Genomic DNA, 13,991 nt, shown 5'->3' on the forward strand with positions numbered 1-13,991 from the left:
GCCCGGACACCATGGCTTCCGCCGCCCACTGCCCCCACCGGCACCGCCTCGCCGACCCCGAATGGGAGCGCTCCCATAGCGTTGGTGCAGGTCAGGGCAGTGGTCACCCCGGCGCCGCCAGCCGCGTCCCTCCGCCGGGCCCCACCCCCGCCGTCCCGGAAGGACGCCATGCCGCACCCCAGCGCACCCCCACCCGGCCCGACGCCGGCCGCACGCCTCCTCGCCCACGCCGACGCCCCTGCGGGCCGCCACCGCTCACCGCGCCGCACCGCCGCCGGTGTTGCGCTCGCGGGCGCGCTCGCCGCGGGCGCCCTGCTGCCGATCCACGCCGCCCCCGCCCGGGCCGCCGCCCCGGCCTACAACTACGCCGAGGCGCTGCAGAAGTCGCTGCTCTTCTACGAGGCCCAGCAGTCCGGCAGGCTCCCCGCCACCAACCGGGTCGAATGGCGCGGCGACTCCGCCCTCGACGACGGCAAGGACGTCGGGCTCGACCTCACCGGTGGCTGGTACGACGCGGGCGACCACGTGAAGTTCGGCCTCCCGATGGCCGCCTCCACCACCATGCTCGCCTGGGGCGGCATCGCCAACAAGCAGGGCTACACGGCCTCCGGGCAGATGCAGTACCTCAGGAACAACCTGCGCTTCGTCGACGACTACCTGCTCAAGGCGCACCCCGCCCCCAACGTCCTCTACGGACAGGTCGGCAACGGCTCGGCCGACCACGCCTGGTGGGGCCCGGCCGAGGTGCTGCCGATGGCCCGGCCCGCGTACAGGATCGACGCCTCCTGCCCCGGCTCCGACCTCGCCGGCGAGACCGCGGCCGCCCTCGCCTCCTCCTCGATGGTCTTCGCCGACAGCGACCCGGCGTACGCGGCGACCCTGGTCACCCACGCCAAGCAGCTCTACTCCTTCGCCGACACCTACCGCGGCAAGTACAGCGACTGCATCAAGGACGCCCAGGGCTACTACAACTCCTGGAGCGGCTACAACGACGAGCTGGTCTGGGGCGCCATCTGGCTCTACAAGGCCACCGGCGACAGCAGTTACCTCGCCAAGGCCGAGACCTACTACGCCAACCTCTCCACCGAACCGCAGACCAGCACCAAGTCCTACCGCTGGACCATCGCCTGGGACGACAAGTCCTACGGCGCCTACGTGCTGCTCGCCCAACTCACCGGCAAGCAGCAGTACATCGACGACGCCAACCGCTGGCTCGACTGGTGGACGGTCGGCGTCAACGGCAGCCAGGTCAAGTACTCGCCCGGCGGTGAGGCCGTCCTCGACTCCTGGGGTTCGCTGCGCTACGCGGCCAACACCGCCTTCACCGCGCTGGTCTACTCCGACTGGCTCACCGACGCCACCCGCAAGGCGCGCTACCACGACTTCGCCGTCCGCCAGATCAACTACGCACTCGGCGACAACCCGCGCAAGTCCAGCTACCTGATCGGTTTCGGCGCCAACCCGCCCAAGAACCCGCACCACCGCACCGCCCACGGCTCCTGGACCGACCAGCTCACCAGCCCGGTCAACAGCCGCCACACCCTGATCGGCGCCCTGGTCGGCGGCCCCAGCTCGGCCGACGACAGCTACACCGACGACCGCTCCAACTACGTCAACAACGAGGTCGCCACCGACTACAACGCCGCCTTCACCGGCGCCCTCGCCCGCCTCTACAGCGAGTACGGCGGCGGCGCGATCTCCGAATTCCCGCCGGTGGAGACCCCGGACGGGCCCGAGATGTCCGTCCAGGCCTCGGTGAACGCCTCCGGCACCAACTTCACCGAGATCAAGGCGTACGTGCTCAACAGGTCGGCCTGGCCGGCCCGCGCGCTCAAGAACGCCTCGCTGCGCTACTACTTCACCCTGGAACCGGGGGTGAGCCCGAGTCAGATCACCCTGACCACCAACTACAACCAGTGCGGGACGGTTTCCGGGCCGACGCTCCACTCCGGCTCCACCTACTACGTCACGGTCGACTGCTCCAACACCGTGATCGCGCCCGCCGGACAGTCCGCCTACCGCAAGGAGGTGCAGTTCCGGATCGCCTCCGCCGGTGCCTGGGACCCGACCAACGACTGGTCGTACCAGGGCATTTCCCTGGTGCCGGGCTCCACCCCGGTGGACGCTCCGAACATCCGGCTGCTGGACGGCTCCGCCCCGCAGTGGGGAGCCGAGCCGGGCTCCGGCCCCTCCCCGTCGCCGTCGTCCTCCGCGTCGCCCTCGCCGAGCGCGAGCCCGTCCTCCTCGCCGTCCCCGTCGCCCTCCGCTTCCCCCTCGCCCTCGCCGAGCGGCAGCCCCACCCAGCCGATCGCTGGCTGCACCGTGGCGTACACCGTGGGCAGCAACTGGGGCACCGGGTTCACCGCCGACGTGACCGTGCGCAACACCGGCAGCACGACCGTCTCCGGCTGGACGCTCGCCTGGACGTACCTGGGCAGTGAGAAGATCACCAACGCCTGGAACGCCCGCGTCACCCAGACCGGCGCGGCCGTGACCGCCGCCGACGCCGGCTGGAACGGCACCTTGGCGCCGGGCGGCTCCGCCTCCTTCGGCTTCCAGGCCACCGGAAGCCCCGCCGCCCTGCCCGTCTTCACGCTCAACGGCCGGGCCTGCACAACCTGAACCACCCCTCCCACCGCGGTCCGGCCCACCGAGGGGGCGGGCCGGACCGCGGACCCCCTGTCAGCCCAGGGCGGTGCGGAGTGCCGAGAGGTCGTCCTCCTTCGCACCGTTCGCCAGCAGCCAGCCCTCGACCGAACCGTGGTGGCTGCGCATCCACACCAGGGCCCGGCGCAGGTGCCCGGCGGCGACCGGGAGCGTGCGGTGCCCGGCCGCGGTGTCGGCCGTGCCGGCCGTCAGCCCGAGTGCGGCATTGGAGCGGAGGAAATCGCCGGTGACCTCCTGCTCGGTGGCACCCAGCAGCGTCTGCACCACGGCGACCACCACACCCGTCCGGTCCTTCCCGGACGCGCAGTGCACCAGCACCGGCCCCGCCCCGGGGGCCGCCAGCCGGCGCACCAGCGCCACCGTCGCAGGCCCCGCCTGCTCCGCCATCGCCGGGTAGAGCTCCGCCTGCTCGGCCGGCCACCGCTGCTCGGTGAAGACCGGCAGGTGGCAGTGGTCGACCGGCAGTCCGCGGCAGTCGTCCGGCCTGTCCCGCACCTCGGGGGTGCTGCGCAGGTCGACGACCGTCCGCACGCCCAGCTCCGCCAGCCGCCGCGCCCCTGCCGGCAGCAGCCCGTCCAGCGCCCCGGAGCGGTAGAGCACCCCGCGCGGCAGCGCCCCTGCACCCCCCGCATCCCGGAAGTTCCGCACCCCCGCCACCTCGACGAACACCGATCCGCCCCGCACCTCAGCCCTGGTCACGGCGCCCATTCTCCACAGGCCCCGGCCGGCTGCCGGACGCGGCCGGTTCACCAGGGGCTTGAGTCTCCAGCAGGGGGAGACGCCAAGGTTGGGGACATGAACGGCGACACGCGCTCCTCGGACGCGCTCCCCCCGGACGAGCCCTCCTCGGGCACGCTCCTCTCGATCGGCGACCTGGCCCGGCGGACGGGGCTGACGGTCAAGACCGTCCGGTTCTATTCCGACAGCGGGATCGTGCCGCCGACCGACCGCAGCCCGGCCGGCTACCGGCTCTACGGCACGACCGCACTCGCGCGCCTGGACCTCGTCCGCACCCTTCGGGACCTGGGGCTCGACCTCGCCGCCGTCCGGCGGGTGCTGGCCAGGGAGGTCTCGGTGCCCGAGATCGCGGCCGCGCACGCCGACGCCCTGGAGGTGCAGATCCGCACCCTCAGGCTGCGGAAGGCGGTGCTGCGGGCGGTGGCCGCGCGGGGCTCCACACCGGAGGAAATGGACCTCATGCACAAGCTGGCCAAGCTCACCGACGCCGAACGGCGGCGCCTGATCGACGACTTCGTCGACGACACCTTCGGCGGCCTGGACGCCAACGCCGAGTTCGTGGACATGCTGCGCTCGGCGATGCCCGAGCTGCCGGACGACCCCGAACCCGGGCAGGTGGAGGCCTGGGTGGAGCTCGCCGAACTCGCCCGGGACCAGGACTTCCGCGCCGCCGTCCGCCGGATGGCGCAGTACCAGGCGGCCGAGCGCGCCGACGGCGACACCACCGGGCTGCACCACGACCTCACCGAGACCGTCCGCGAACGGGTCGGCCGCGCGCTCGGGGCCGGGACCGCCCCCGACTCCGCCGACGCCGCCCGCATCCTCGACGGCCTCACCGCCCGCTACGCCGAGACCTTCGGCCGCGCCGACGACGCCGGCCTGCGCCGCTGGCTGCTGACCCGGCTGGAGATCGCCGCCGCCCCTCGCACCGAGCGGTACTGGCACCTGCTCGCCGTCGTCAACGGATGGCCCGTCCCACCGAGCCTGGCCCCGGTGTTCACCTGGTTCACCGCCGCCCTGCGGGCCCACCCGGGGCAGGAGCCGCGTGACTGAAACCGGCCGGAGGCGCGGCCGCGGCACCGGGCACCACGGGGCTGAAGCTGCTGTGCGGCCCCCACCGGGCGCACGGGCGCTGACCGGCACCGCCGTGGACGCACGGGTCCGGGCAGGCCCGCCGCCGCGAACCGGTCGAGGAACTCGCCCCGTTGTGCCTCGACGACCTCACCGCCACCCCTGGGCCGCCTGGACACCAAGGGCCTCTCCCGGGTGCCGCTGCGGCCGGAGCGGGCGGTCGAGGTCGCGTACGACCGCATGGAGGGCGCCCGGTTCCGGCACACCACCCGGCTGTGGAGCCGTCATGCGGCGGCCGGTCCGTACGTGTGGAAACCCTCGCCGGATTCCAGGCCGAACTTTCCCTTCTCCAGGTACTCGGTCTCGAGGTGACGGGCGAACGCCGTCCCCCGGTCGTCCGGCATCGCCGTGGCGATGGCGTGCGCGGTGCGCAGGCCGATCCTGTCGATCATTTCGAAGGGGCCGACAGCGGCGCTGGTGCCGATCTTCCAGGTGGTGTCGATGGTCGCAGGATCGGCGACGCCGTCGAGCAGCAGCTCGGTGGCGGCGTGAAGCATCGGGATGAGGAGCGAGTTCAGGACGTAACCCGGCTGCTCCTTGTGCAGTTCGACGGGAACCATCCCGATCTCACCGGCGAATTCCACGACCTCGCGGTAAACGGCTGGATCGGTGTCCGCGGTGCCCATGATCTCGGCGATGTTGTGCTGCCAGATATGGGTGATGAAGTGCAGCGAGAGAAAACGGTCAGGTCGGCCGGTGGCCGCGGCGAACTGGCTCGGCAGCAGCGTCGAGGAGTTCGTGGCGAAAACGGTCCGCTCGGGCGCCAGGTGCGCGAGCCGGCTGTAGACCTGCTCCTTGAGCCGGATGTTCTCCGGGACCGCCTCGATGACGAGGTCCGAATCGGCCACGGCCTGCCCGAGATCGCTGGTGAGGTGGATGCGTCCGACTGCGTCACGGGCGGCGTTCAGCTTTTCGGCGCCCAGTTCCGCAGCGTACTGGTCGGCGAGGGCGTCGAGTCGGCGGGAGCCCTGATCGAGGGCCTCCTGGTTGATGTCGTAGGCCTGTACGGGGAAACCGTGGCTGGCGACCTGGAACGCGATCTGCGAACCCAGGACACCGGTACCGAGGACGGTGACCGTCTTGAAGACCGACATGTGGATTTCCTTCCGTGTGCGCCCCGGGTGGTGCTTCGCCCGGGACTTCGGTGCCGACGGCGGGCGGTCGCCGAAGCGACTGCCGCAGGCCGTCACGCTCCGAATTTAGGCCTGGAACCCCTCGAATCTTTGACTTCGGACGTCAAGTATTTGACCCTGGCCGACATGGGATTGTTGCGCTCGGCGACGCTGCGGAACTTCCGTGCCCTCGTCGGCGAGCTCGGCGGGAGCGCCGAGGATCTTGCGGGCGAAGCCCGCCTCCCGGTGGCGGCGCTGGACGCCGACGAGATGCTCGTCGACGGCGATGCCGTCGCCGCCGTACTGGAGCTCGCCGCCCTGCACCTGGCGTGCCCCGATTTCGGGCTGCGCCTGGCCGCGCGCCAGGACCTGGGTGTGCTCGGCCCGCTGGCCTTGGCGATCCAGAGCTCGCGGACCATCGGCGACGGACTGGAGTGCACGTCCCGCTACCTCTACCTGCACGGACGATCGCTGCGGATCACCGTCGAGGCCGACCCGCACGGAACGGAAGGGGTGATTGCCGTGCGTTACGGCGGGGACGCCGCTCATCCGGTCTCCGCCCAGAGCATGGACCAGGCACTCGGATTCACCCACCGTGTGATCGCGACATTGGTGGGCGGTGCCTACGGACTGCGCAGTGTCGAGTTGCCGCACCCGCCGCTCGCCCGCAGCAGCGTCTACGAGTCCTTCTTCGGCGTCGAAACGAGGTTCCGCCGGCCGGACGGGCTGCTGCGAATGCCCCACAGCCTGCTGTCGATGCCGTTGGGCCACGGCGACGAAACGCTGCGGGCACTGGCCCTCGCCTACCTTGCCCGGCAAGCCCCGGAACCGGCTGCCGAGCTGGCGCCACGGGTCCATGCCGCTCTTGCGCGGTCACTGGGCGCAGCCAGCGCGTACGGCATCGACTCGGTGGCCCGACTGCTGTCCGTCCACCCGCGCACCCTCCAGCGCCGACTGGCTGCCGAAGGCACTGCGTTCGCCGCGATCCTCGACGACGTACGGCGGGATGCCGCTCGCCGGTACCTCGTGACCAGCGACCTGCCGATGTACCAGATCGCCTCGCTCCTCGGTCTCTCGGAGCAGTCGGCCCTCTCCCGGTGCTGCCGCCGCTGGTGGGGGATGTCCCCCTCCCAGGTGCGACGCGAGGCCCGGCAGGGCTCCGCCGCCACCGGCCCGTGACGAGCACGATGCCCGTGGCCGGCGGGGCCGGTCGGACGTCGGGCGGCCGGGTGGCGGGAGTGGGCCGTTCGGGTGGCGCTCGGCATGCCGCGGGGGCCGCCGGGGCGTGCGGCGGAGGGTGCTCGGGGACGATCGTTCAGCCCAGCTGCGACCTCCCTTAAGAATTCCTCGATGGACCGCACCCACCCCGACCGGGCAGATTTCACTGTGCCCGGCGGGGCAGGGGTTGCACCGCCGGGCTCCCGTTCCACCGTGCGTCAGGAGCGCTCGCCGTGAAGGCACTCGTCAAGCAGAAGGCCGAGCCCGGGCTCTGGCTGATGGACGTCCCCATGCCGGAGATCGGCCCCGGGGACGTGCTGATCAAGGTGCTCCGCACCGGCATCTGCGGTACCGACCTGCACATCCGCTCCTGGGACGGCTGGGCGCAGCAGACCATCAAGACCCCGCTGGTCCTCGGCCACGAGTTCGTCGGCGAGGTCGCCGCGATCGGCGCGGCCGTCGCCGACATCGAGGTGGGCGACCTGGTGAGCGGCGAGGGCCACCTGGTCTGCGGCAAGTGCCGCAACTGCCTGGCCGGCCGCCGCCACCTGTGCCGCAACACGGTGGGCCTGGGCGTGGGCCGCAACGGCGCCTTCGCCGAGTACGTGGCGCTGCCCGCCTCCAACGTGTGGGTGCACCGGGTGCCGGTCGACCTGGACGTCGCCGCGATCTTCGACCCGTTCGGCAACGCCGTGCACACGGCGCTGTCCTTCCCGCTGGTCGGCGAGGACGTGCTGATCACCGGCGCGGGCCCGATCGGCATCATGGCCGCCGCCGTCGCCCGGCACGCCGGCGCCCGCAACGTGATGATCACCGACGTCTCCCCGTACCGCCTGGACCTCGCCCGCAAGGTCGGTGTGACCCTGGCCCTGGACGTCTCGCAGCACACCATCGAGGAGGGCCAGCAGCAGCTCGGCCTGCGCGAGGGCTTCGACGTCGGCCTGGAGATGTCCGGCCGCCCCGAGGCGATGCGCTCGATGATCGCCAACATGACGCACGGCGGCAGGATCGCCATGCTGGGCCTGCCCGCCGAGGAGTTCGCGGTCGACTGGGCGTCGATCGTCACCTCGATGATCACCATCAAGGGCATCTACGGCCGTGAGATGTTCGAGACCTGGTACGCGATGTCCGTGCTGCTGGAGGGCGGCCTGGACCTCACCCCGGTGATCACCGGCCGCTATGCCGCCGCCGACTTCGCGGAGGCCTTCGACGAGGCCGCCGGCGGCAACTGCGGCAAGGTCATCCTGGACTGGACCGCCTGAGACCGTCCCGCCCGCTCCGTCCGGCACCGGACCGTCCCGCACCGGACGGTCCGACACACCGTCAGCGACACACCGCCTAGGGAGACACCACCCGTGTTCGACAACGTGCGCGAGGACCTCGCCGCCACCCTCGACGAGATCCGCGAGGCCGGCCTCTTCAAGCCCGAGCGCGTCATCGGCACCCCGCAGAGCGCCGCGGTCACCGTCACCGCGGGCGGCCGCCCCGGCGAGGTGCTGAACTTCTGCGCGAACAACTACCTGGGCCTCGCCGACCACCCGGCCGTGGTCGCCGCCGCCAAGGACGCCCTGGACCGCTGGGGCTACGGCATGGCCTCCGTCCGCTTCATCTGCGGCACCCAGGACGTGCACAAGCAGCTCGAGGAGCGTCTCTCGCACTTCCTCGGCCAGGAGGACACGATCCTCTACTCCTCCTGCTTCGACGCCAACGGCGGCGTCTTCGAGACCCTGCTGGACGAGCGCGACGCGGTCATCTCGGACGCCCTCAACCACGCCTCCATCATCGACGGCATCCGTCTCTCCAAGGCCCGCCGCCACCGCTACGCCAACCGCGACCTCGCCGACCTGGAGCAGCAGCTCAAGGCCACCCAGGACGCCCGCCGCCGCCTGATCGTCACCGACGGCGTGTTCTCCATGGACGGCTACATCGCCCCGCTGCGCGAGATCTGCGACCTCGCCGACCGCTACGACGCGATGGTCATGGTCGACGACTCGCACGCGGTGGGCTTCGTCGGCCCGACCGGCCGCGGCACCCCCGAGCTGCACGGCGTGATGGACCGCGTCGACATCATCACCGGCACCCTCGGCAAGGCCCTCGGCGGCGCGTCCGGCGGCTACGTCGCCGCCCGCCGCGAGATCGTCGCCCTGCTGCGCCAGCGTTCCCGCCCGTACCTGTTCTCCAACTCGCTCGCCCCGGTGATCGCGGCCGCCTCGCTGACCGTGCTCGACCTGCTGGAGCAGTCCGGCGACCTCCGCGAGCGCCTGGCGGCCAACACCCACCTGTTCCGCACCAAGATGACCGAGGCAGGCTTCGAGGTCCTGCCGGGCGAGCACGCCATCGCCCCGGTCATGATCGGCGACGCGGCGAAGGCGGGCCGGCTCGCCGAGCTGCTGCTGGAGCGCGGCGTGTACGTGATCGGCTTCTCCTACCCGGTCGTGCCGCACGGCCAGGCCCGCATCCGCGTGCAGCTCTCGGCCGCCCACTCGACCGAGGACGTCGAGCGGGCCATCGCGGCCTTCGTCGACGCCCGCGCGGCGCTCGGCGAGTAACGGCACTCCGAACCACCCCTCCCGGGCGCGGCCCTACCCTCACCGCGCCCACCCTTGCGGGGCACCCCCGGCCCCGCTCCGCCGTCGGCCCGGCCTTCCCCAGCCGGGCCGGCGGCGTTTTCGCACGGCTGCCCTACGGGCGCCCCCGGTGGCCACGGCCGGAGGCCCGCTGCGCCACCCGGGCGGCACTCCACGGGATGCGGGCCGTCCCCCGCCGCCGGAGAGTCGGCAGGGTGGGGGACGGGACGCGGCGAGAGGAGTAGCGGATGCCACCGGTGCCCGCCGTGCCCGCGCCCCGCCGCCTCCCCTCGGCGGCAGTCCTCGCCGCCCTCACCGCCCTCCTCGTCGTCCTCGGCGTCTGTGCACCGGTCACCTGGGACGCCCTCGCGGAGCCCGTCGGCCGGCCGAGCCCCGTCGCCGACCTCGCCGCGACCGGTCTCGGCGGGTGGTACGCCACCGGGACCCGCGTGGTGCTGCTGGTGGTGGCGCTTGCCTCGGTGGCCGCGATCGGCCTGCTGCTCGCCCGCGACCCCCCGCCGGGCCTCCCGTACCCGGGGGCGGTGGGCACGGCCGCGGCCGGCGCAATGCTGCTCAGCGCCGACCTGCGCGGACAGCCCGTCGACGCCGTGCTCGGCCTGGCCTGCCTGGCGCTGGCGGCCTCCGAACTGCTGGCCCGCGGACGCCCCCGAGGGGGAGTCGCCCTCGGTACGGCGATCGCCCTCGAACCGGCGCTCGCCCTGTTCGCCGTGCTCCTGGTGTGCCTGCGGGAGCGCCGCCGCGCACTGAACGCCGTCGTCCTCGCGCTCGCCCTGAACACCGCGGCCTGGGCCGCCCGCCCGGCGGAGACCGCCCGCAGCTGGCGCCAGCTGGTCGATCCGCTGATCGCCGTCGGCCCCGACAACCAGTCCGCGCTCGGCCTGCTGCTCCGGCTCGGCCTGCGCGGGCCGCTGCTGCTCGCCGTCTGCCTGGCGGCGGGCGTTCTCGTCGCCACGGCCGGCGTGCGCCGCGCCGCGTCGTACACCGCCGACGGGCAGCGGCTGCTCGCCGCCGGCGTGGTCGGCTGCGCGGCGGTGGTGGTCTCCCCGCTGACCGGGCCGGCCGAATTCGGCTGGCTGCTCGCCGCCGCGGTCGGCCGGCTCGGCCGCCGCCCCGAGGACCGCGCCCTGTGGCCGGTGGTCGCCGTCACGGTCGCCCTGCTGTCCAGCAGCATGCTCGACCCCGAGATCGAACCGGTCACCACCTTCCTGCTGCGCGGTGCCGCCCCGCTGACCGCCGCCGCGGCCGCCGTCGTGCTGGCCTTCCGCCGCACCACCGACCCCCAGTGGTCCCTGCACCGGACACCGGCACCCACCCCGCACCACCCCTTCGGCCTCCGGCGGCTGCCGCTGCTGCCCGCCACGCTGCGGCCGGTGAGCCGGCCCAACCTGCTGATGGAGCTCCTGTTCATCCAGGTCGGCTACGGCATCTACACCCGCATCCGCAACGCCGCACCGGACCGGGCCGGCGCCGCGGTCGACCACGCCCGGGACATCTACCGGGCGGAGCAGTTCCTGCAGCTCGACGTCGAGAAGGCGGTCAACAGCTGGGTGCTGCGCACCGACGGCATGCTGGACGTCTCCCTGCAGTACTACAAGACCCTCCACCTGATCGGGCCGCTGGCCGTGCTGAGCTGGCTCTACCTGCGGCACCCGCGCCGCTACCGGACCAGTCGCACGGTGCTGTTCACCGCGACCGGCCTCGCCCTGCTCGGCTTCTGGGGCTACCCGCTGGCACCGCCGCGGCTCACCCCGGGCCTCGACCTGCGCGACAGCCCGTACGGCGGGCCGGCGACCGCGCCGCTCGGGGCACTCACCGCGCTGACCAACCAGTACGCGGCGATGCCCTCGCTGCACTGCGCCTGGGCGTTCTGGTGCACGGCCGCGGTCATCGCCGCCACCCGCCGCCGCTGGGTGTGGGGCGTCGCCGTGCTCTACCCGGTGGTCACCCTGGCCGTGGTGGTCGCCACCGCCAACCACTGGGTGCTGGACGCCGCCGGGGGTGTCGCCGTCGTCCTCGCCGGCTGCCTGGTGCAGTACGTGCTCACCGGCCGCCGACTGCTCGACCGCACCGCAGTACGGCCGAAGCGTGCCCGAGAGCCGCAGCCGCCGACGCAGCCGCAAGCCCCGCCCGCTGCCGGACCGGCGGTGCAGGACGCCCCGCAGCCCGAGCGGATCGAGCGCCGCGGCGACCCCTGACGGCCCTGCTCGGCCGGCGTGCCGCCGGGCCCGTTCGGGCGCGGAACGGAGCGCTCCGGCCCGCTGGCAGAATTGACCCCGTGATCGACGCACGACGGCTGCGGACCCTGCGGGCCGTGGCCGACCACCGCACCGTGACGGCCGCCGCGGCCGCGCTGTACCTCACCCCCTCCGCCGTCTCGCAGCAGCTGGCCGCCCTGGAACAGGAGACCGGCCACCACCTGCTGGCCCGCGACGGCCGCGGGGTGCGGCTGACCGCGGCCGGCGAGATCCTGCTCGGCCACGCCGACGCGGTCCTCGCCCAGCTGGAGCGGGCCGAGGCCGACCTGGCCGCGTACAGCGCCGGGGTCGCCGGGGAGGTCACCGTCGCCGCCTTCGCCACCGGCATCGCGCTGGTGCTGGCGCCCGCGATCACCGAACTCGCCGTGACAGCACCCGGCGTCCGCCTGCGGGTGCTGGACGCCGAGGGCGACGCCAGCCTGCCGATGCTGCTGGACGGGCAGGCCGACCTGGCCGTCGCGGTCGAGTACCGCGGTGCGCCGCGCGCCGACGACCAGCGGCTGACCCGCGTCCCGCTGTACGCCGAGCCGTTCCGTGCGGTGATCCCGCTCGGGCACCCGCTGGCGGCGGGGGAGGGCCCGGTCGCGGTCGCCGACCTCGCCGCCGAGCCGTGGATCGGCCCCTACCCCGGCAACCCCTGCCACGACGTGGTGCTGCTGGCCTGCGAGCACGCCGGTTTCCAGCCGCGGCTGGTGCACTCCTCGGACGACTTCCGGGCCGTGGTCGCACTCGCCTCCGCGGGCGCCGGGGTGGCCCTCGTGCCCCGTTCGGCGCTGCGCGGCGCCGACCTCTCCGCGGTGGCCGTCCGCCCGGTCGACACCGAACTCGCCACCCGCAAGGTCTTCGCCGCCGTCCGCGCCGGCGCCGAACAGCACCCCCTGATCGCCCCCGTCCTGACCGCCCTCACCACGACGGCCCGCAGCCTCGACAGCTGAGCCGATGCCCCCGAGCCCCTACTCGGCCGCCACGATGCGGTCGACCGCGGCCGACACCAGCAGGTCGCGTTCGGCCGGGGTGAAGACGTCCGGCAGGGTGAGCTGTTCGACGATCAGCCAGTTCAGGGCCAGGTAGAGCAGCCTGACGGCGGTGGCGTCGCCGGGGAGGCCGGACGCCTCGTGGTAGGCGACGTTGGCGTCGACGTCGGCGCGGACCCGCTCGGTGAGGACCTTCCGCAGTTCGGGGCGGCGGGTGGCCTCCAGCCGGAGCTCGAGCAGCGCCAGGTAGCCGGTGCGGAAGGAGGAGACCCGGCCGACGAGCTCGCGCATCAGCTCCGCGTAGGTCTCCCGGTCGCGGCCGGCCGTGCGGTGGCGGGTGATGGTGGCCTCGTCGGGCTGGAGCCGCTCGTACACGCGGGCGCCGGCCTGGGTGAGCAGGTCGTCCCGGTTGGCGAAGTAGTTGGAGGCGGTGCCGGCGGGCACGGCGGCCGCGGTGTCCACCGCCCGGAAGGTCAGGCCCCGCGCGCCCTCCCCGGCCAGCACCTCGATCGCGGCGTCGACGAGGGCGGCGCGCCGCTGGTCGTTCCGTCTCACCATTGACACCACTCCAGATGTAGTACTAAATTCAAACCACTTCGATCAGAGTACTACGTGTGGAGTCATCAGAGTGCGAAAGCTCGTGTACTACGTTGCCGTCACCCTCGACGGCCGCATCGCCGGTCCCGGCGGCGAGTACGACTTCTTCCCGCAGGGGGGCGAGGAGCAGGCCGCCGCCTACTCCTCCTGGACCAACACGCTCTACCCCGAGACCGTCCCGACCGTCGCGCGTGCCGCCCTCGGGCTGGCCGACGCGCCCAACCGGCACTTCGACACCGTCCTCATGGGCCTCGGCGCCTACCGCCCCGCCTTCGACGCGGGCATCACCAGCCCGTACGCGCACCTGCGCCAGTACGTGCTGTCCAGCACCCTCGACCCGAACACCGACCCGGCCGTCACCGTCGTCCCGAGCGACCCGGTCTCCCTCGTCCGGGAGCTCAAGAAGGAGGAGGGCGCCGGCCTGGACATCTGGCTCTGCGGCGGAGGGAAGCTCGCGGGCGCCCTCCTCCCCGAGGTGGACGAACTGCTGATCAAGAGCTACCCGGTGGTCGCCGGCGCCGGCATCCCGGCCTTCGACGGCACCTTCGACCCGACCGTCTTCGACGTCGCCGAGCGCACCGCCTTCCCCAACGGCGTCACCCTCACCCGCCTCGTCCGCCGCTGAGGCGTGCCGGCAAACAGCTGGGAAGTCGGTAGGGGCGGCCCCGTCTTCCGGGGCCGCCCCGATCTGACGGGCCGTCGTCCCGATGT

General features: G+C 73.1%; 11 protein-coding genes and 1 pseudogene. 9 read left to right on the top strand and 3 right to left on the bottom strand.

Annotation, left to right across the window (positions count from 1 at the left end; all coding sequences use genetic code 11):
* Nucleotides 1-168 precede the first annotated feature (168 nt).
* Nucleotides 169-2,622 (top strand): glycoside hydrolase family 9 protein, encoded by a 2,454-nt coding sequence (locus tag ACQ614_RS33725; protein ID WP_431682860.1) that lies wholly within the window; start codon nucleotides 169-171, stop codon nucleotides 2,620-2,622.
* A gap of 60 nt (nucleotides 2,623-2,682) precedes the next feature.
* Here ACQ614_RS33725 and ACQ614_RS33730 read toward each other — a convergent pair whose 3' ends face one another.
* Nucleotides 2,683-3,366 carry a tyrosine-protein phosphatase gene (locus ACQ614_RS33730; RefSeq protein ID WP_431682862.1) on the bottom strand — a complete coding sequence of 228 codons (684 nt, stop codon included), beginning with the start codon at nucleotides 3,364-3,366 and terminating at the stop codon, nucleotides 2,683-2,685.
* A 96-nt stretch (nucleotides 3,367-3,462) separates the two neighbouring features.
* Between ACQ614_RS33730 and ACQ614_RS33735 the strand changes: the two genes are divergently transcribed.
* On the top strand, nucleotides 3,463-4,458 hold the full coding sequence (locus ACQ614_RS33735) for a MerR family transcriptional regulator (RefSeq protein WP_431682864.1): 996 nt from the start codon (nucleotides 3,463-3,465) through the stop codon (nucleotides 4,456-4,458).
* 119 nt (nucleotides 4,459-4,577) lie between these two features.
* Nucleotides 4,578-4,848 (top strand): annotated as a pseudogene (locus tag ACQ614_RS33740) (hypothetical protein); the annotation flags it as partial.
* Here ACQ614_RS33740 and ACQ614_RS33745 read toward each other — a convergent pair.
* On the bottom strand, nucleotides 4,761-5,630 hold the full coding sequence (locus ACQ614_RS33745; RefSeq protein WP_431682866.1) for a 3-hydroxyacyl-CoA dehydrogenase: 870 nt from the start codon (nucleotides 5,628-5,630) through the stop codon (nucleotides 4,761-4,763). The pseudogene ACQ614_RS33740 and the gene ACQ614_RS33745 sit on opposite strands and share 88 nt — an antisense overlap.
* A gap of 165 nt (nucleotides 5,631-5,795) precedes the next feature.
* On the opposite strand from ACQ614_RS33745, the gene ACQ614_RS33750 reads away from it, so the two are divergent.
* The 5 genes from ACQ614_RS33750 to ACQ614_RS33770 all read left to right on the top strand — a co-directional run bounded on the left by ACQ614_RS33750 (nucleotide 5,796) and on the right by ACQ614_RS33770 (nucleotide 12,644).
* Entirely contained in the window at nucleotides 5,796-6,827 is a 1,032-nt protein-coding gene (locus ACQ614_RS33750) for an AraC family transcriptional regulator ligand-binding domain-containing protein (protein WP_431682868.1), read from the top strand.
* Between the two features lie 272 nt (nucleotides 6,828-7,099).
* A complete protein-coding gene (gene tdh, locus ACQ614_RS33755; protein WP_431682869.1) occupies nucleotides 7,100-8,128 on the top strand; it encodes an L-threonine 3-dehydrogenase in 1,029 nt (342 codons plus the stop codon).
* A gap of 93 nt (nucleotides 8,129-8,221) precedes the next feature.
* The gene (locus tag ACQ614_RS33760; protein ID WP_431682871.1) at nucleotides 8,222-9,415 is read left to right on the top strand and encodes a glycine C-acetyltransferase; all 1,194 of its coding nucleotides are present in this window, start codon (nucleotides 8,222-8,224) and stop codon (nucleotides 9,413-9,415) included.
* A 266-nt stretch (nucleotides 9,416-9,681) separates the two neighbouring features.
* Nucleotides 9,682-11,649, top strand: a complete 1,968-nt coding sequence (locus ACQ614_RS33765; RefSeq protein ID WP_431682873.1) for a phosphatase PAP2 family protein — start codon at nucleotides 9,682-9,684, stop codon at nucleotides 11,647-11,649.
* Between the two features lie 80 nt (nucleotides 11,650-11,729).
* Complete coding sequence (locus ACQ614_RS33770; protein ID WP_431682875.1) at nucleotides 11,730-12,644, top strand: LysR family transcriptional regulator; 915 nt, start codon at nucleotides 11,730-11,732, stop codon at nucleotides 12,642-12,644.
* Nucleotides 12,645-12,662: 18 nt separating this feature from the next.
* Here the strand turns inward: ACQ614_RS33770 and ACQ614_RS33775 are convergent, their stop codons facing one another.
* On the bottom strand, nucleotides 12,663-13,241 hold the full coding sequence (locus tag ACQ614_RS33775; RefSeq protein ID WP_431682876.1) for a TetR/AcrR family transcriptional regulator: 579 nt from the start codon (nucleotides 13,239-13,241) through the stop codon (nucleotides 12,663-12,665).
* Between the two features lie 70 nt (nucleotides 13,242-13,311).
* On the opposite strand from ACQ614_RS33775, the gene ACQ614_RS33780 reads away from it, so the two are divergent.
* Nucleotides 13,312-13,905, top strand: coding sequence for a dihydrofolate reductase family protein (locus ACQ614_RS33780; protein WP_431682878.1), 594 nt, complete (start codon nucleotides 13,312-13,314; stop codon nucleotides 13,903-13,905).
* The last annotated feature ends 86 nt before the right edge of the window (nucleotides 13,906-13,991 follow it).

The sequence above is a fragment of the Kitasatospora dryopteridis genome, assembly GCF_050749075.1.
Classification (GTDB): Bacteria; Actinomycetota; Actinomycetes; order Streptomycetales; family Streptomycetaceae; genus Kitasatospora.